Origin of the sequence: Candidatus Tisiphia endosymbiont of Stenodema calcarata (assembly GCF_964030695.1) — a bacterium.
Taxonomy (GTDB): domain Bacteria; phylum Pseudomonadota; class Alphaproteobacteria; order Rickettsiales; family Rickettsiaceae; genus Tisiphia.
Genome location: NZ_OZ034911.1, coordinates 879,690 through 897,270, shown reverse-complemented (window position 1 = coordinate 897,270; position 17,581 = coordinate 879,690). Strand labels below are relative to the sequence as shown.

The following is a 17,581-nucleotide window of genomic DNA, read 5'->3' as shown; positions in this document are numbered from 1 at the left end:
CTTTAAATTTCTGCATCTTTGTTGCGTTTTAAAATTCTATACAAGCCAGTCTTTTAAAAAGTTTTGCAAAATATTCCAAAAGAGCAGTGCGTTTTTACTGCTTCTTTACTGCACTTTTAATATCCCCTGAAAACCTTGTAATACTAATTCCCTAATTTAAATTAGTATAAATAGTAGAAAAAAGATGAGATTATGTTATAATATTCCAAGTTTATGAATAAATTAAGGAAAGGAATATAATGGGATGTCATCAAAGATTAATAACAGAAGAGTTATACCAACGTGCTATTGAGCAACTTGCAAGCATGAACCGAGATAATAGAGTTGCTATTAGACTTATGGCTATAATTGCTGCTAAAGAAAATGGTGTTGGTGTAGTATGTAAGGTATTTAATATAACAACCAATACGCTTAGGAACTGGGTAAAAAGCTTTGCTCAAGGTAATGATAAAAGCCTTGAATATAAACAAGGTAGAGGACGAAAAAGTAAATTAACAAAAAATTGTTGTGAAGCAATAAATAAATGGTTACAAGACGATTGTAACATGACAATAAAAAATATCATCATAAAACTTAAAGAAAATTTGGAGATTGATGCTAGTAAATCGGTTGTACATAGAGTATTACAGAAACTTAAATTTGCATACATTACCCCAAGACCAGTGCATTACAAACAGAATAAAGAAACTCATGAAGGGTTTAAAAAAAACTTCAAGAAACAATAACAAATAACCCTAGCAGTTACTTGTATTTCTTTGATGAATCACGTTTTGGGACTCATTCTAAATTAGGTTATGGTTGGTTTCGTAAAGGTAGCAGAACTCAAGTTAAAGCCAAAATGGGCTTTCAAAATTTCTATGTTTATAGTGCGGTTAACCCAATCACAGGTGATGATTTTACTTTAATGATGCCAAATGTCAATACCGTTTGTTTAAATATATTTTTGGCAGAGATGTCTAAACAGATAGGAGAACAAAAAGCGATTATTGTTATGGATTGTGCTGGATGGCACAAAGCTAAAGAGCTAATTATTGCAACAAATATAGAAATTCTTTATTTACCCCCATATTCTCCTGAATTGAATCCGACAGAAAAATTGTGGCAATATTTAAAGTCTAATACTATAAAGAATAGAGTATATGACACAATCGAACAACTAGAAATAGTAGTATGTTCCTGCCTTAAAAATTTAAGTGCCTCACTAATTAAATCGATTTGTTGTATGAATTATTTGCTAAATTAAATTAGGGAATTAGTATAATTTTATTAAAAGTTTTAAGGATATTGAATCTATAGAGGATAGCATATCTTTAGTAGTTACCCATGTATCACCAAATAAAAATATTCAGAATATCAAAGAGTCTATAGATGCAATATTAAGAGATAATCAAATATTAAACGGTATTCCAGGAGCAAAAGAAAAGTGTAAAGCACTGATTAATAAGCTCAAAGATAATGGCTCAATACATCTATTCTATAAACCAACTGACGAAGGTGAGTTAGCTGTACCTGACTTACTTGCGGCAATAGACACATCATCCAAATATTCTGACGCTAAAGGTGATATGGTCAATATAGCTATTTCTAAGAAAGCTATGGAGTGTTCATCTCATCTGTTAAACACTGCCAGTAATAATTTTAATCAACTATTAGAGGTGATAGTTAAGGCTATTGGTAATGCAACTAAATGCTCAGATGCTAATTCACTCAATGCATTTTCTGAGAACTATCATCTTGTCAAAGATTGGATACCATCATCAATTCGTTACAACAACCTCCTGCCAAAGCATGATAAAGATGAATATTTTCTAGAACTGGACTTATTATCAAAGTTGCAAAAAGTACTTAGTGATAAAATAGTAAGCATACCAAATGCCATAATGATCTTGCAGCAAGCATTGGAGATTTTTGCTGAATATGCTGAATCGGGTAATGTTCAGCTTCAGCATCAGATACAAGGCTATGGTTATTGCTTACAGCAGCAATATGAATATGTGAAATTCTTTGCCAGCGTCTGTGGAGTTGAGTTACCTGATCATGCCAAGATTGCAGCAGAGTTAATAACGGCTTGCCATGCTAAAGTAATAGAAAATCTTGAGTACCAAGTTAGTAGTTTGCCTATTGATGAAGACAAACTTGACCAAGTTTATTATCATAAAGCTATAAAGTATCTAGAGGATTATCCGGACTCTCCTGCCTGCAAGAATCTTAAGGCTATAGCCTATAGTTGCTTAGCTAGTATCGCTGAACAGAATGGTGAAAATGAGGCATTGGCTTACTATGTAAAAGCTATAGAGGCGAATAGTCATCTACCAAAAATATATGAGAAACTTGGTCAGCTATTTTTTAACAAAGGTGAATATGCTAAAGCGATTGACTGCTATAAAGTAATTAATAATGCGGTTAGGATAAAAGAATGTTTTAAAGCATGGCTAAAACAAGATGCAGAGAATCCTGATATAATGCTAAAGCAGGCTGAGTATTTTGAATCTGTAGGGTTATTTGAGCAAGCTAAAAAATATTATTTCAACGCATCTAGCATAAGTAAGGATGACAATTTTAAGGCTGCAGCCTACAAAAAAATTGGTAATATTATGGCTAATGTTGTTGCTCAGGGGCAGGATTTTATCACTAGAGCAGATGAGCATGATTTTTACAATTATGACCTAGTAGATGCAGCATTTACCAGCAAATTACTTGGTGACTCAGGTTCAGAATGTGATTTGTAATGCTAAAAGATTGCAAAGCAGTTTTGTTGCAAATATACGTTTTACCAAGTCCGTTGGGTTTTTTAATTCGTAATGGTAGCTATGAGAAGACAGTAATTGATGATGATAATCGTAAGTTGACAGTAGAAGTACCAAGAGATCAAGAAGGTTTGATTTCAATATTGATAAAAAATAGTATTATTAGCAAAAATTTTACTAATAATCTATTAGTGGATAATAAAACAGGTGTATAATGGTATTATAGTTAGTAGAAAATCGTAAAAACAATGACAGAAAAAAAGAGTAAAAATAATATTAATTATCAACCAAAGATGTTAGTGGGTAGTGATGACTTCTATGATCTGCTCATTAATAGCGATATATTCGTTGATAAAAGTCTAATGATCAAAGAATTATTAGAAGATAGCGGTAAGGTTATCCTAATCGCTCGACCAAGACGTTGGGGTAAAAGCCTTAATATGGATATGCTCAAGAAGTTTTTTGAAATAGAAGTGGATCAGGACGGCAAGCCTTTACCACTAGAACAAAAGATAAATAACAAATTATTCCTTGGAGGTACAGTAGATTTAGGTTTTGATGAAACTAAAGAGTTAAAGTCCTTAAAAATTGCAGACATAGCAAGTAGCATGAAACGCCAAGGTCAATATCCGGTTATTTCTATAAGTTTCAAGGATGTTAAGGGCAGCAGTTACCAAGACATTGAGAACGGGATAAGAAATCAAGTTATTAAGTTATTTGTAAAACATCGTTATTTAAAACATTATATAGCAAAAAATAAGAATTTACTGGATGATGTACAAAAGGAACAACTAAAACGATATTTTACAGGAGAATTTAATAAAGACGATCTTAAAGATAGTTTAGGCTTCTTAAGCGAACTATTGTTTAAACATTTTAATCAAAAAGTATACATATTAATAGATGAATATGATACACCAATTAATAATGCATATTTAGAACTTGGACATAAAACAAAAGAGTTTGACCAAATTCTTAAGCTATTTAGAGGAATACTTGGTAGCAGTTTGAAAACGAATCCCTACTTAGAGAAAGGAGTAATAACTGGCATCTTGCGTATTGCTAAAGCTAATTTATTTTCTGATTTAAATAATGTTACTGAATATACCTTACTTGATAAAAAATTTGCTAAGTTTTATGGTTTCACTCAAGCAGAAGTTGATGAGCTATTAACCGTTGTCCCAACCAAAACAAATCCTGAGGAAATTCAAAATTGGTATAATGGTTACACCTTTGGTGGAGAGATCATCTACAATCCATGGTCAATTATGCAATGTCTTGCACGGGAGGGCGAGCTTGATCACTATTGGCTAGATAGTGGTGGGACTAGCATTATCGATAAAGTTTTTGTATCAGATGAAATACAAGAAGATCTAACCAAGCTGTTAGAGGGAGAAGGTATAGTAAGGAAGTTGTATAAGCAAATTTCTTTAGAAGAAATTGAAGATAATCAAAATATATTTTACAGCTTATTATTATTCACTGGTTATCTGAACGCAACTCTTGCTAATGACAATAAAGAAGACCCTAGATATTGTTTAACCATTCCTAATAAGGAAGTACGCAACATCTATGTAGAAAGGGTAATAAAATGGCTCACTAAAAAATTAACCATAAAAATGAATGAATATGATAATTTTATTGGTTTATTGATTACTGAGCAAATCAGTGAGTTTGGAGAAAGATTACAAGAGTATTTGTTAAGATCAACTAGTTATCATGATTTAACGGAGGAAAAGGACTACCATAATTTAATAGGAGGGTTGCTTGCTCCCCTAGTCAGTCAATATATGATAGAATCAAATAAGGAAACTGGATATGGTAGATGTGATCATATATTAATCCCTATAGCTGGACTTAGAGATAACGCACTAATTATTGAATATAAAATAGCTAAACCTGCTGAAAATTTAGAATCCATTGCAAAAACAGGCTTAAAGCAAATTATAGATAAACAATATGATGCTAAAGTAAAAGGACACAAACATGTCAAGAAGATTGTAAAAATCTCTATAGCCTTTTGTGGCAAAAAAGTAGTGCTAAAATACCAAATTGATTAAGAAAAATATTGCATACATAAATTCTTTACCCCTATGACTAAAATTTACTCTTTAGGTTATTTGGGGCTAACTATAAAAGTCCTGTTAAGGCTAGAGCTTTGTTATGATTAGGCTTTAAAGGGATTTGCAAAAATTCTAACCTAAACTGGTAAAAAGTTCTCAACGTATACCATGCTCCCCGCCACTGTAGTACAAGTTGTCGTTTTTTCAAAAATATCGAACGGGAAACGTAGAGAGGTCTCAAGTTTTTTGCCCCTGACGTTTAAGGTTCTGAAATACGAAATTTATCATTTTGCGTTTTTGAGGGCTTTCAGAACCTTTAAAAGTTTCATAGGCCTCAGATGCTAGAGTTATTAGCGTTGTAGCGGTATCAGTAAATTTATCGTCTGCTTCATCATAAGTTTTTAGTAAACGATCAATTTCATATTGACGATCTTTTAATTGTTGTTTTTTTCTTTGAAATTCTTCTGTACTAAGTTCTCCATTGAGTCGCAAATCTATTAATGAATTTAATCTATTCTCATTTTCGGTATGTTCTTTCTTTAACATAGAGGTTGCTTGGTCATGCTCAGTTTTTTTTAGCTCATTAGTGTTTCTTAGGTATGCAAGGGTCTCTTTTAGCATTTCCGGGTCTCTTATACCTATTCTTTTAAAAACCTCTTCTATTTGCTTTAAAACCTCATCTTCCCTTATATATATTTTCTTGTCTAAGTTCTGTGGATCCCAAGTAGCTAAATATGTCCATTCATCCACTTTACCGTTTGGATATGTTTTACTATGAATTTCAGATGTTACCATTTTGCCAGTTACTGCACAGGTGATTAATCCTCTAAAGAGAAAATCTTTCCCACCATATTTGAATGGCTTCTTCTTCCAGCCTAAACGTACATCTTTACATGCCATAAAAATCTCTCTTGTTATAATAGGTTGATAACCATGTGACCACATCTCTCCTTTTACTCTCATCTCACCGTAATAAAATGGTTGTTGTATTAAACGATGTATAACAGTTTTATTTAGGTGACAATTCTTTTTACTTCTTAAGCCTAATTCTTTAGCCATGTTTACCATAGACCTAAGAGTATAGACCCCGCTCGCATATTCTTCAAATAGTTTTTTGATAATAAAAGCTCTAGACTGATCAAGAATTATTATACTATTGCCACTTGCGTCTCTGCTATTTAGATACCCAAGGGGTGCTGGATCTATCCATTGTCCTTTACGTAATTTATGATCTAGACTCCTTTTAACGTTATCACTTAAACTATCAACGTAAGATTGTGCCATTAATACGTTCATCCCCCACATTAGCCTTGCATGGGATTGAGAATCTTTGTTTATTACATAACCTTCTGTTCTAAAGTGTAATTCTATTTTACCAGCTTTTATTGGTTCTTCTAGTAATGAAATTTCTGAGATTCTTCTTTGAACACGATCTACTTTATCAGCAACTATAGCAATTGTTTCTCTATGGCTTTTAGCAAACTTGATCATCTCTTTAAATTGTTTGCGATCACCTCTACTTGAAGATTCGATAATTTCAAAAGTTTCGATAACTTCAAGATTTTTACGTTGGCAATATTCTACTAATCTATATTTTTGAGCTTCAATTGAATACCCTTCTTCTTGCTCCCTTGTTGAAACACGAACTAAAATTATTGATTTTGTTGCTTTGTCTGTCATATTTTTCCCTTTGATAAAAGTATTATGCATTCAGAGATAGATTAAATACTGGACGAGTCAAGTTGAGTTTGCATTAAATTATCCAAGTAACCTCAGTATTAGAGCCAAGTGTCACATTTTTTTAGCATTAATAATTTTTGGTTATTGTAAAAATAATTGTTTTAACTCGTAGCAGGAGTAACTTTATCAAGTGGTTTATCATAGATACCCCTATTTATTATTTTAAGGCTATTACACGGCTTTTTAGTATCATTATGGTATAGGAAGTTTTTTGAATTATTACGCTCTAAGTCTAAATATGGGTCTTTTTGATTTATTATGAGTTTGCTTTAAAATAGATAAGTTAAAAACTTAACCGAATACCACTGTTTACATCGATCTCCTTATTGATATTCTGTATCAGATATGATACAATTGAGTCATAACAAATAAATCTTATGGCAGCTAAACGATTATTATAGCACTTAACATATATGTTCATATTAGGTAAAAGAGATTTTGTATTTGAGGCAAGTTATAGAACGTTAAAAATAATGTATGAATCCCTATCTAAAGTAGCAAAAGGTCTTATTATAACTAGTCTAGAACTTCAAGAGGACAAAATATTAGCTAAATTAGCAGATGAAAGGATGGTAATACTAAGGAATGGATTAGTCATACGGACACTTGGAAATAATGTATAATCTTCTCTATTCAGATCAAGTTATATACAAAGATATCCCTAAGCTTTCTACACCAGTTAAATCTTTAATTTAGAAAAACAAGCAAAAAATCTAGGATATACTTTGCTAAAAATGTGAAAATTTAGCAGATTGATTGATTTGTTTCCTAGAAGAACCTTAATGCTTAATTGTTCTTGACCCACAAATCCATGTTATATTGTTTGCAATATTCAAACATATCAACTGTATTAAGGTGGTGTATGCCAAATTCCTTAATTTGTGGCTTGCCAAAAAATTTGTAATTATATAAATCTTTGCTTTTACAGGCAGTTTTTGCTCCATGATTATACAAATAACTCATTTGGGCAACATTTTGACTTCTATCTCCATATAAATAATGATATATAACAAAAGCTTTTTTATAAGATTCTATAGCTTGATTCAGTTTATCTTGAGCAAATAAAATATCACCTTGTACTACATAAGCATCTGCTAAATAACGATTTTTAGAATAATTTGTGTTCTCTGCATTTTTCTTGTCTTCTGCTAAGAACAGGAGGATAGCATTACTAATATATTCATAAGCTTGATCTACTTTACCTAAACCTAATGCACTTCTTGCCATTATTGCATAAATATCTCCATCTTCATACTCATTGTGTATTGAGTTATATAATGATTGAACCTGAGTATAAGCTTCTTGATATCTACCCAAAAAATTTAACATATATGCTCTATACATATAAATTGTAAAAGCGTATGAGTCATTAATATTATGACCATTTTTTATAAATATTTCAATAACTTTATCTACACACTCTAAAGCTTCTTGATAGTGACCTTGCATCTCAAAGAATGAAGCTTTTATAATATATAGTGTATATATTTCATCTTCTTGTATTACTCTTGATTTTACTAGCTTTTCTATCTTTTTTAAAAGTTCTTCAGTTATTTTTATTTCACCTAAGAATATATAAGTCATAGCTAGATTAGAGAGAAGATTTAATTTAATAGCGTAATAATCAGCTTCATTATCAAGCTTATCTAGAATATTTAATGCTTTGGTAAAATAAGAAATTGCTGTGTTAAAATCCATTAATATTGTTTTATAATACGCTCCCACTATTCCTAAGTACCTAGCATAATAACATTTTTGAGATTCAGGCACTTGCCATAATTTAAATTCCTTATTTTTCTCTTTTTGATAAAACCAATCAAACATTTGTTTGACTTTGTTGGGGTAGGTGTTTGCGTGTAGAGCAAATAACTCCACCCTTAAGATAAGTATTGCGGATAGATTAATATTATATTTTTCAGAATTATTTAGAAGGATTTCTAAGTTTTCTGGTATAGTTTTGGTGCTTTTCCACAAATATCCTGAATAAGGACCTTTAAATTTAGGTAATTTGTTAATAATATTTTCTAAATATATTTTATTATTATCACCATTTAATTCCATTATTTTATTGCTGATTATATCATGCATTTCAAAAATAGGATTATCCTTGTTAGGATCAATATTACTGATTAGCATAAATTTAGATAATTGATATATATCATCATCTAAAGTATTTGTATTATCAGTAATGATGGTAAGCAGCTGTTTTGAGAAACTTTGATTATTGAGTAAAGCTATTTTATTAAGTAAACTTACTGCACTAGGTTTTAATTCTTGAATAGCCATTTTAATATTTGTTGTTATTTTATCAGTTGATTGATAGATTTTCTTTTTATATTCCTCTTTATCTAAACCTTTAATTTTGTTAAGTAATTGAGTTCCTTGCACTATCAATATTGGATAACCACTAAAAGATTGCGTTAAAAATTCGATACTGTTTTTATCTTTATTATCCAATAAGTTATTAGCTAAAGCTATAGTAGTAGACTCATCAAGTATGGGCGTTGCTATAATATTAGGTAACTTTTCATTATCTTGCGAACAAAACACGACATGACCATTATGTTCCCATTCAACTAAATCTTGCACTTGCTTATTTTCATTAACTTTTAAATTATCAAACACTAATAACCATTTATTAGTAGGGGTTAAATATGATATTACTGCTTTTTTTGCCAAAGCAACTTTTTCAGATATATTAGTTTGTTTAACCATATTAAGTTGCTTGGCTAATTTTACAAATTGTTCATTAAGGTCTAAGTTACAATCAAAAAACCAAATTATATCGTAATTATTTTTATTCCCATAACCATACATCCTAATCAGTTGAGTTTTACCTATACCACTAGTACCAACTATACTTGCTTGTCTATATTTACTTAAATATTCATCAAGGATTTTAAGTTGTTGCTCATGATTGACAAAATAACTAATAGGGGTGATTAAATTAAATACTTGTTCTTGAGCAAAAGTATTACTATAAATAATTAGTAATATGAATAATGTTAAAAATTTTTTCATATAATGAGATTGTTGAAAAATAAATTATCCGGCTTATAGACAAGAAATCAAGCAATTTACCCTATAGCCCTGATGAAATTCGCTGGCTTACAAACTTATACTTATCATACCATCGACTTCTAAAGAGCCATTGCTACATTCAGTTTTTTCGTAAGCTAAGGTTCGTCTTATTTACCATCAATATTATCATTTTTCGCATATTCCGGATTGGAATTTGTTAAACTTTTATTACCTATAATGTCATTTCATCAATTATTTGGAGCAGTTTTTTAACTACAAACTTTACTCTCGGTATAATCATTACCTGAACTGAGTACTGCAAATACCACCCTTGCTAGCTTATTAGCTACCGCGATAACTGTTTTATCATAACCGTTTCTCTCAGATAAATTAAACATCCACTCAGTAAAACTTATTAATATCGGAGTTAAAAGATAACCATTGAAAAAAAGCTATTATCTGATCCGATAAAATTTGGTAAACCTTTAAAACATAGCTTCAAAGGTTGCCGCTCCCTCAGAATTGGTGATTATAGAGCGATTTATCAAATAGTAGATACAGCAATTAATATACTAGTAATTCAACACCGCAAAGATTGTTATAATAATTCATAACAACAAAACTACTATACCCCAATATCCTCAAACTTACAGGTCATTGTGTTTATAGACTTACTTTGTCTATTTAAGGGGCTTAAATTATCTCTTTATTAATCCTTTCCAAGCAAATTTTTTCCGTCACTGTTTTTAATTTTTTAACTCTATCAATAAGGTAAAGTAGCTGTTCTTTAGTTATTCTATAATCTTTGTTATAGCGAGCCTCAACATAAGCCTGTTCAAGTAATCTAAAACATTGCCTTTGCTCAACGCTAGAATGAGGAAATATCTGCCATAATTCTTCATTGTAATTTCCGGCTATACTACCTAATTTTCTTATATCGTGTAGTTTAGGTTTATAGCCAGAAAAGACTAACAGGATAGCATTATAAAAACACTCAGTAGCTTGGTGTAACTCAAAAGCACACTTATTAAAGCTATTTCTTTGTAAAAATATATTACTTGCATCTATACACTCTACACCTCTTTCAAACCAATACTCATAATCCTCTTTAGCTATTTGTCTTCTTTCTCCCCAGGGTAAGTTTTTAGCTTCCGCCAGCTGAAATTCACCGCTATCATATAAGAGAATTCCTTCTTTTTTTATATCGGAAAAGAAATAATGCCCCTTCTCTAACTGACTATTTACCGTCTTGATTGATTCTAGCACCAAAGTTACCCATAACTCAAAAGGACTTCTTAATGATTTTTTTTCCAACCTTTTTTCTATTTTATCTTCTATTGCTAACCCGGCAAGACCGGCATGTTTGCCTTTCTTCATGACTAACATAATATCGAGATCACTTTGATAGCTATAGGTAATATGACCTTTTTTATACTCATCTTGTACCCAATCGCCTCTAGCGTAAGAGCCAAATAAAATAATCATCGCAATCTTATGCTTTGATACAGCGAGAATTTCTTTGACGATATTATCAAGTCTTTCTTGAATTATCAGGGATCGTTCAGGTAAAACAGTTTTCATATATTTGTAATGCAGCTATCTATAATGTAGATTACTACAATCGGCATAGATATTGCAAAAAGAATTTTGCAAATTCACCTATATACAAGAAATCTTTTCTATAACATTTAAGATTTCATTTGAGGACCGTGATATTGTTGCAAGCAAAACATGCTCTTTTCTAGTGTAATAGATACCTTTTTAATTGCATCAATATTATTTACTATTTGTAACAAGGTCTATGAATTACACAAGCCCAAACTCCCTTATGAATCATATACTTCATAGTTCTCACCAACAATAGTACATGCATTTTTCTGCGGTATCGCTACTTGTATTAAGCTCAAAATTAAGTAGGATTTTACCATTTCTTCCCTCGGATTCTGCAATAGTAACAGCTTCTACAATTTGATCTATATTGTACTCAGTATCTATAGGCATTTTTATATCTGCCATAACAAAACTCTCTATCATTTGTTTAAATATTTGCTGTCTATAGCTTACTGGTTCACTATACACCCAATCTCGTAAATGATAAAATTCAAATTGTACATTTTTCTCCATTGCGTCAGTAAAGAAAAAGGCTGGAAGTTGTTGCCCAGACATTAAACCATATTGCAAAAATTTACCACCAGGATTAACTGCTTTTAACAGTGTTGCTCCTGCATCACCACCAATTGCATCTAAAGCATAATCAACCCCTTTGTTATTTGTAAATTTTAAAATAGCCTTAGTAATATCTTCTTCGTTTGAGTTAATCACTTTCTTCAAACCAAGTTGTTCCAGTTTAACTTTATTCTCAACACTCCTTACAATTGAAATCAAATCAAAACCCAAGCTTTTAGAAAAACCAGCAATAATATGTCCACAAATTGAATTTCCAGTATTTATTACAAGAGTGTCACTTTTATCAATTTTTAATTTATCAACTAATATTAACCAGCAAGTAAGAGGGTTAATATATAATTGTGCTGCTGTTCGATTATCAATTTCATCAGGTATTAAAACAGCTTCTTGAGCTGGAATAATGTTATATTCTTGCCAAGTACCTTTTCCTTTTAATGCCAGTATCCTTTTACTAATTAGGTGATTATTATTAGCATTACCAGCAACACGAACAGTTCCAACTCCTTCAAAACCAGCTATTTTAGGGAACTCTACTCTGTCAGGATATCTTCCTCTAATAGTTAGTAAGTCCGAAGGATTAATAGCACATGCATGCATTTGAACTAATATTTCATTATCCTGAAGTGTTGGTATTTCTAATCTAACAGTTTTTAATACCTCAGACGGATTACCAAACAAAGTATACATGACTGCTTTATAGGTTTGGGGTAGGTTAAAATTCTTCATAGTCAATTTTTCACTCCATTTTCTATTTAATCTCTAAATTTTAAAAGATGAATATTTTTAAAATTATACCTCCAGTTTTTTGTTGTGGCTTTCTAGAGTCTCAATTAACAGCTCTTCTACTTGATAACTAATATTTTCATTGTCAAAATCTGTGAAATCTATTATTATTTTGCTTGTAATTTTATTATTAAACTCTAGAAGTTCCACCAGTGTTATTGCTCCATTATCAGTAATATTGTTATAGCTAAGGTCTATTTGGTTGATGGTTCTATTAGTTTCCAAAGCTTTAACAAGCTGGACAATCCCAACATCACCAATAATATTATTATTGAGACATATTTTCTTTATAGTGTTATTATTTTTTAGAAATCTTGCTAGTATGATTGCTCCTTTATCAGTAATATTACTGCCACCAATATCCACTTGCTTTACAATTTCATTATTTGTTAGAACTCCTGCCAGTATATCCGCTCCCTCATCACCAATATCATTGCCTCTAAGACTTATTTGCTTTATGGTTTTATTATTTTCTAGAAATTCATCTAGTATGATTAGTCCTTGAACCCCGATATTATTATATTCAATATCTATATTAATCAAACTATGATTATTCTCTAACAGTTCGATAAGCAGACTTAGTCCCTCAAGGTCAATATCGTTGTCGCAAAGACGTATTGCGGTTATAAGCTTATTATCTTCTAAAACTTTGCCAAGTATTTCAATTCCTTCTAAACCTATACGAACTTCGATAAATTCTATATTAAGTTATATTATTGCTCTGCAAAACTTCTCTAAGTATTTGTGCAGCAATATTAGTGATATTATTTATTTTTTCATTTGTTGAATGATTTTGTTGTTGATCTTTGATATTGCTCGTCATACAATTAACCCCTATTTTGGTTATAGAGAATAGACACTGAGGTTAGATTTAAAAATTTTGCGATTGTTGCTTCTAACCTTGGTGCTTAACACCACACCACGTAGTGTCATCTTCACACATATCTTTATTAACCCGAGAAGTACACCTTTTTGCTCACAATTAGTGATTTTTTATAAAATTTATTATTAGTAGTGTTGAACTAGAGACAGTGACTAAAATTGTTAAATTCTTCTACCGTACTAGTTGTGCTAGATACCTCACTATCTTGCTTACTACCATTTGCCAAAATAGTTAAATTTTGGACAGGATTTTCCTTAACATTTTCTGTTGCTAAATCTTCTGCTACTAATTGTTTACTTATCTCTCTTAATTTTGGATTTGCTCTAATCTTTGCGGCATTTTCTTCCTGACTTCCGCAGATTTTTTGATATTAGTTGTTATAAGTGGCATTAGTAAGGAGGTGAAGTGGTACTCTCGTTCTATTGTGCCTAGTAGATATTTTATTATTGACTTTAACTGCGATGTTGTTTATTATTTAATTAATTGAATATAGCCCCATATTTTATAGCCCTAATATGTACATACGTCGTAAAAAAAGTCCTAATAGTCCAAGGCAATCTATCCAAATAGTAGAAGGTTATCGTGATAGTAAAGGTAACGTCAAACAGCGTATAGTACGTCATTTAGGAGTCTTCGTAGATGAAGTAGAAGAAGCTAAATTAGTTGCCCTAGCACAAGATTTGATTGCCAAGATTAAAGCTGAGAGAGAAGCTGCAACTGGGTAGGGGAATTTGTTTACTGATGATACTAACAAGGTTAAAAGAGGTCGTCCAACTAACAAGCAGTTAAAAGATATTCTACCTGTTAACGAAGTAAAACTAAATGAGGTTGTAGAAGTCAAGCGAGTTGTTGAAGGAGTGCATCAAATAGGGGGGCATGTTTATGATCAAATGCATTTTAACCAGTTACTAGCAAGGAAACGTGACGCTGGGATGCTGAAGGATTTAGTGTTAGCCCGTATGGTAAGACCAAATAGTAAAAAAGGGATAGTTGAGTATTTAAGCGATCAATTTGACAGGCATCATGATCTAGATGCTACTTATCGGATGATGGACAAATTACATGAGCAAATACCTAAAATTAAAGAATTATGCTTTAAAAACACCCTAACCCTGATTCCTAATAAAGAGATTAGCCTAGTATTTTTTGATGTCACTACACTATACTTTGAATCAGTAGAAATAGATGAGCTAAGAGCCTTTGGCTATAGTAAAGATCATCGCTTTAATACTACGCAATTAGTTCTTGCCCTAGCAACTAATGAGGATGGACTGCCACTGGGGTACGAATTATTTAGTGGCAACACTGCAGAAGTTAGTACGTTAATTAAAGCAATAAATAGCTGGCAAGCGTATCTTAAAGTTAAAGATGTCTGTTTTATTGCTGATCGTGCAATGTTTAGTAAAGCTAACTTGCAAGCTCTCGATGAAGGTGGTTATCGTTATATTGTGGCAGCAAAGCTTAAAACACTCAAGAAAGAAAAGAAAGAAGAAATATTATCAGAGGAAAACTATAAGCCTACTGTTATAGGCAATGATCTTACTTGGATTGCCGATCTAGAGCATGATGGTAAACGTCTAATTACCAGTTATAAATCTAAAAGGGCTATTAATGATGCATAGGAGCGACTTAGAGCTTGTCCGCAAACTAAGTAATAGAAGTAATCCTACGAAGAAGTAATCGACTCATAGCCAAAAAAATTATATTTTCACTAGAATCAGTAAGAAAATCATATTCCTTGGAGAGCCTTCTATTTCTATTTATCCAAGCAAAGGTTCTCTCAACAACCCATCGCCTTGGCTGTACTTTAAACCCAACTTCCCTTGTTGGCAATAGTTCTAGTGGTGTATTTTTTGGTATCCAAAATCTGCACACTGGGCGTTTAACAATTTCTAAATCTATGTTATACTTTTCCTTAATGAGACCCTTTAAATCTTTAGACTGATACCCCATATCAGCCCACATTTGTTTAATAGTAGTGTACTCTTTTTGCATGTTACTGAGTAGCACTGTAGCTCCGTATCGATCATTCTCATTCGCAGAACCGACATAACAACCTAATACAAAGCCTTGTGTATCGGTAATAATATGCCTCTTTCTGCCCTTAATTTTCTTAGCTCCATCATAACCTTTAGCTCCCCTTTTTCTGTTGTCTTGACAGACTGACTATCTATTATGCAAGCACTAGGATACTCATTTCTACCTAATTTTCGTCTAACATCCTTGATAAGTTCATGGTTCATACGTTCAAATACACCTTGCTTCTTCCATCTTCTAAATTGTTCATATACTGTCTTCCAAATTGGAAAGTCATGCGGCATATATCTCCACTGACACCCAGTACGTAATACATAAAAAATTGCATTCAAAATCTCTCTTTTGCTATGTTTTAAAGGTCTACCTCCCTTTACATACGATACTTGAAACAAACCCTCTATCCTTAACCATTCTTCATCTGTTAAATCTGTTGGATAATTTTTTCTGCTCATTCTTCTATACTTCTTACTAATAATACTTTGTTCACTTCATCATACCTTAATTTTAGTTTGCGGACAAGCTCTTACTTGGCAATTCAGGTTCAGAATGTGATTTGTAATGCTAAAAGATTGCAAAGCAGTTTTGTTGCAAATATACGTTTTACCAAGTCCGTTGGGTTTTTTAATTAATATCTGTTAAAACCCTAGTTTAAAAAAAGACCTTGAATTAGGTTCTTATATCTTAAAAACATGTTATAAGTAGTTATAAGAGGGTGACTTGATAGGTTCTAGACAGAAATAGTCGTTCACAGAATAAGTACCCTCTTACAAGGTTTGCTTTGAACAAATTACAGAAGGTGCTTGAAATACAGTAGCCTTGCACAATAAGAAGAAGGAAGATTATATCATGAATAAAATAATAGGTCTAGATGTAAGTAAAAAATGCCTTGATATATGTGTATATATGCCAAATAATAAACCAATATGCTTCTGATACTGTCTTAAGAGTCAAGGATTAAAATAGGATTAAAGATAGAATTATTTTTAATTACTCCAAATCAGGTACTTATAACACCTCTCTTCCTTAAACTCTAGTTTCGAAATAGGGCTATTGCCTCATTACAAATCTAATTACTCAATAACCGTTGCTTCATCCATTCTCCAACTGTTCCAATGGCTTGTATAGTGACAATTAAAATTACCGGATGGCGACAATATGACAAGATTTGGAAAAGTTATCTATTTTAAAGAATGAGTTTGGTGATATAATAACGTAACCTCATGAATCCTAGCAAAAACTGAATAAAAGCTTGAAGAATAATCTATGAAAATATTAATCCTTGGTATAACAGGCATGCTTGGTAATGCCATGTTTAGGTTTATGGCTGAAGATCATAACCTTAACGTTTACGGGACAGCTAGGAATAATGGTGCTTGCCGTTATTTTTCTGAAGAGTCATCTAAACAACTCATTGCCCCAGTAAATATAGAAAATCATGATTCTCTTATTAAATTATTTGCAACAATTCGACCTGATGTGGTAGTAAATTGTATTGGGCTAATTAAACAACTAGAGGATGCAAATGATTACCTACAAGCACTATCAATTAATGCTTTGTTTCCTCATAGACTTAGTATAATATGTCAAGCTATAGGCTCTCGTTTTATACATGTTAGTACAGATTGTGTATTTTCTGGGTCTAAGGGTAACTATACAGAGAGTGATTTTGCAGATGCTAATGATCTCTATGGTCGTTCAAAGTTTTTAGGGGAAGTAAGTTATCCTAACACTATAACACTTCGTACTTCAATTATCGGACATGAGTTATCGGGAGGTAAGAGTCTCATAGGCTGGTTTCTTGCACAAAAAAAACAAGTTAGAGGGTTTGTCCAAGCCGTATTCTCTGGACTTCCAACTATTGAATTAGCAAGAATAGTTCGTGACATCGTTATACCGCGACCCGATATGTGTGGACTTTATCATGTCGCAGCAAAACCGATCAATAAATATGATTTGTTAAAACTTGTGGCTAGTACTTATAAAAAAACAATCGAAATAATTCCATCTAATGAACTGGTCATTGATCGCTCACTTAATGCCGAGCTTTTTAATAAGGCAACGGGATATGCACCGCCTGAGTGGTCAGAGTTAATTCAACGTATGTATAAATTTAAATAAAA

Annotated in this window: 14 protein-coding genes and 1 pseudogene; 9 read left to right on the top strand and 6 right to left on the bottom strand. The window is 31.8% G+C overall.

What is annotated here, in order from left to right:
• The first annotated feature begins 239 nt into the window (after positions 1-239).
• The 4 genes from ACQH1W_RS04070 (at position 240) to ACQH1W_RS04055 (ending at position 4,807) form a co-directional block, all read left to right on the top strand.
• A protein-coding gene (locus ACQH1W_RS04070; protein ID WP_375332614.1) for an IS630 family transposase occupies positions 240-1,243 on the top strand; the annotation gives its coding sequence in 2 pieces (ribosomal slippage) (positions 240-719 and positions 722-1,243; 1,002 coding nt in all).
• A gap of 322 nt (positions 1,244-1,565) precedes the next feature.
• Positions 1,566-2,729 (top strand): tetratricopeptide repeat protein, encoded by a 1,164-nt coding sequence (locus tag ACQH1W_RS04065; protein ID WP_375333140.1) that lies wholly within the window; start codon positions 1,566-1,568, stop codon positions 2,727-2,729.
• Positions 2,729-2,962: a hypothetical protein gene (locus tag ACQH1W_RS04060; RefSeq protein ID WP_341763225.1), complete on the top strand. Its 234-nt coding sequence runs from the start codon at positions 2,729-2,731 to the stop codon at positions 2,960-2,962. The genes ACQH1W_RS04065 and ACQH1W_RS04060 overlap by 1 nt, the downstream gene beginning before the upstream one ends.
• A 33-nt stretch (positions 2,963-2,995) precedes the next feature.
• Positions 2,996-4,807 carry an AAA family ATPase gene (locus tag ACQH1W_RS04055; RefSeq protein ID WP_375333138.1) on the top strand — a complete coding sequence of 604 codons (1,812 nt, stop codon included), beginning with the start codon at positions 2,996-2,998 and terminating at the stop codon, positions 4,805-4,807.
• A 240-nt stretch (positions 4,808-5,047) separates the two neighbouring features.
• On the opposite strand, the gene ACQH1W_RS04050 is transcribed toward ACQH1W_RS04055, so the two are convergent.
• Complete coding sequence (locus ACQH1W_RS04050) at positions 5,048-6,490, bottom strand: recombinase family protein (RefSeq protein ID WP_341763227.1); 1,443 nt, start codon at positions 6,488-6,490, stop codon at positions 5,048-5,050.
• A gap of 473 nt (positions 6,491-6,963) precedes the next feature.
• Between ACQH1W_RS04050 and ACQH1W_RS04045 the strand changes: the two genes are divergently transcribed.
• A complete protein-coding gene (locus tag ACQH1W_RS04045) occupies positions 6,964-7,173 on the top strand; it encodes a hypothetical protein (protein WP_341763228.1) in 210 nt (69 codons plus the stop codon).
• A gap of 163 nt (positions 7,174-7,336) precedes the next feature.
• On the opposite strand, the gene ACQH1W_RS04040 is transcribed toward ACQH1W_RS04045, so the two are convergent.
• Positions 7,337-9,571, bottom strand: coding sequence for a tetratricopeptide repeat protein (locus tag ACQH1W_RS04040; RefSeq protein WP_341763229.1), 2,235 nt, complete (start codon positions 9,569-9,571; stop codon positions 7,337-7,339).
• Between the two features lie 434 nt (positions 9,572-10,005).
• Here ACQH1W_RS04040 and ACQH1W_RS04035 point away from each other — a divergent pair, with 434 nt between their 5' ends.
• A complete protein-coding gene (locus ACQH1W_RS04035; protein WP_425361199.1) occupies positions 10,006-10,185 on the top strand; it encodes a type II toxin-antitoxin system RelE family toxin in 180 nt (59 codons plus the stop codon).
• Positions 10,186-10,264: 79 nt separating this feature from the next.
• Here the strand turns inward: ACQH1W_RS04035 and ACQH1W_RS04030 are convergent, their stop codons facing one another.
• From ACQH1W_RS04030 to ACQH1W_RS04020, 3 genes are all read right to left on the bottom strand, one after another.
• Entirely contained in the window at positions 10,265-11,152 is an 888-nt protein-coding gene (locus tag ACQH1W_RS04030; RefSeq protein ID WP_375333136.1) for a HEPN domain-containing protein, read from the bottom strand.
• A gap of 270 nt (positions 11,153-11,422) precedes the next feature.
• Positions 11,423-12,484, bottom strand: a complete 1,062-nt coding sequence (locus ACQH1W_RS04025; RefSeq protein WP_375333135.1) for a zinc-dependent alcohol dehydrogenase family protein — start codon at positions 12,482-12,484, stop codon at positions 11,423-11,425.
• A gap of 63 nt (positions 12,485-12,547) precedes the next feature.
• On the bottom strand, positions 12,548-13,084 hold the full coding sequence (locus ACQH1W_RS04020) for a hypothetical protein (protein WP_375333134.1): 537 nt from the start codon (positions 13,082-13,084) through the stop codon (positions 12,548-12,550).
• Between the two features lie 525 nt (positions 13,085-13,609).
• On the opposite strand from ACQH1W_RS04020, the gene ACQH1W_RS04015 reads away from it, so the two are divergent.
• Both ACQH1W_RS04015 and ACQH1W_RS04010 read left to right on the top strand, forming a co-directional pair.
• Positions 13,610-13,774, top strand: a complete 165-nt coding sequence (locus tag ACQH1W_RS04015; protein ID WP_341763233.1) for a hypothetical protein — start codon at positions 13,610-13,612, stop codon at positions 13,772-13,774.
• Positions 13,775-13,939: 165 nt separating this feature from the next.
• Positions 13,940-15,043 (top strand): annotated as a pseudogene (locus tag ACQH1W_RS04010) (IS1634 family transposase); the annotation flags it as partial.
• A 28-nt stretch (positions 15,044-15,071) separates the two neighbouring features.
• Here the strand turns inward: ACQH1W_RS04010 and ACQH1W_RS04005 are convergent.
• A protein-coding gene (locus ACQH1W_RS04005) for an IS5 family transposase (protein ID WP_375332641.1) occupies positions 15,072-15,913 on the bottom strand; the annotation gives its coding sequence in 2 pieces (ribosomal slippage) (positions 15,072-15,541 and positions 15,541-15,913; 843 coding nt in all).
• A gap of 811 nt (positions 15,914-16,724) precedes the next feature.
• On the opposite strand from ACQH1W_RS04005, the gene ACQH1W_RS04000 reads away from it, so the two are divergent.
• Positions 16,725-17,579: a dTDP-4-dehydrorhamnose reductase family protein gene (locus ACQH1W_RS04000; protein WP_375333130.1), complete on the top strand. Its 855-nt coding sequence runs from the start codon at positions 16,725-16,727 to the stop codon at positions 17,577-17,579.
• The last annotated feature ends 2 nt before the right edge of the window (positions 17,580-17,581 follow it).

What these genes read in the sequence shown, in the direction of transcription:
- ACQH1W_RS04065 (WP_375333140.1), top strand. Translation starts at nt 1,566, where the DNA reads ATGGTCAATATAGCTATTTCTAAGAAAGCTATGGAGTGTTCATCTCAT.
- ACQH1W_RS04060 (WP_341763225.1), top strand. Translation starts at nt 2,729, where the DNA reads ATGCTAAAAGATTGCAAAGCAGTTTTGTTGCAAATATACGTTTTACCA.
- ACQH1W_RS04055 (WP_375333138.1), top strand. Translation starts at nt 2,996, where the DNA reads ATGACAGAAAAAAAGAGTAAAAATAATATTAATTATCAACCAAAGATG.
- ACQH1W_RS04050 (WP_341763227.1), bottom strand. Translation starts at nt 6,490, where the DNA reads ATGACAGACAAAGCAACAAAATCAATAATTTTAGTTCGTGTTTCAACA.
- ACQH1W_RS04045 (WP_341763228.1), top strand. Translation starts at nt 6,964, where the DNA reads ATGTTCATATTAGGTAAAAGAGATTTTGTATTTGAGGCAAGTTATAGA.
- ACQH1W_RS04040 (WP_341763229.1), bottom strand. Translation starts at nt 9,571, where the DNA reads ATGAAAAAATTTTTAACATTATTCATATTACTAATTATTTATAGTAAT.
- ACQH1W_RS04030 (WP_375333136.1), bottom strand. Translation starts at nt 11,152, where the DNA reads ATGAAAACTGTTTTACCTGAACGATCCCTGATAATTCAAGAAAGACTT.
- ACQH1W_RS04025 (WP_375333135.1), bottom strand. Translation starts at nt 12,484, where the DNA reads ATGAAGAATTTTAACCTACCCCAAACCTATAAAGCAGTCATGTATACT.
- ACQH1W_RS04000 (WP_375333130.1), top strand. Translation starts at nt 16,725, where the DNA reads ATGAAAATATTAATCCTTGGTATAACAGGCATGCTTGGTAATGCCATG.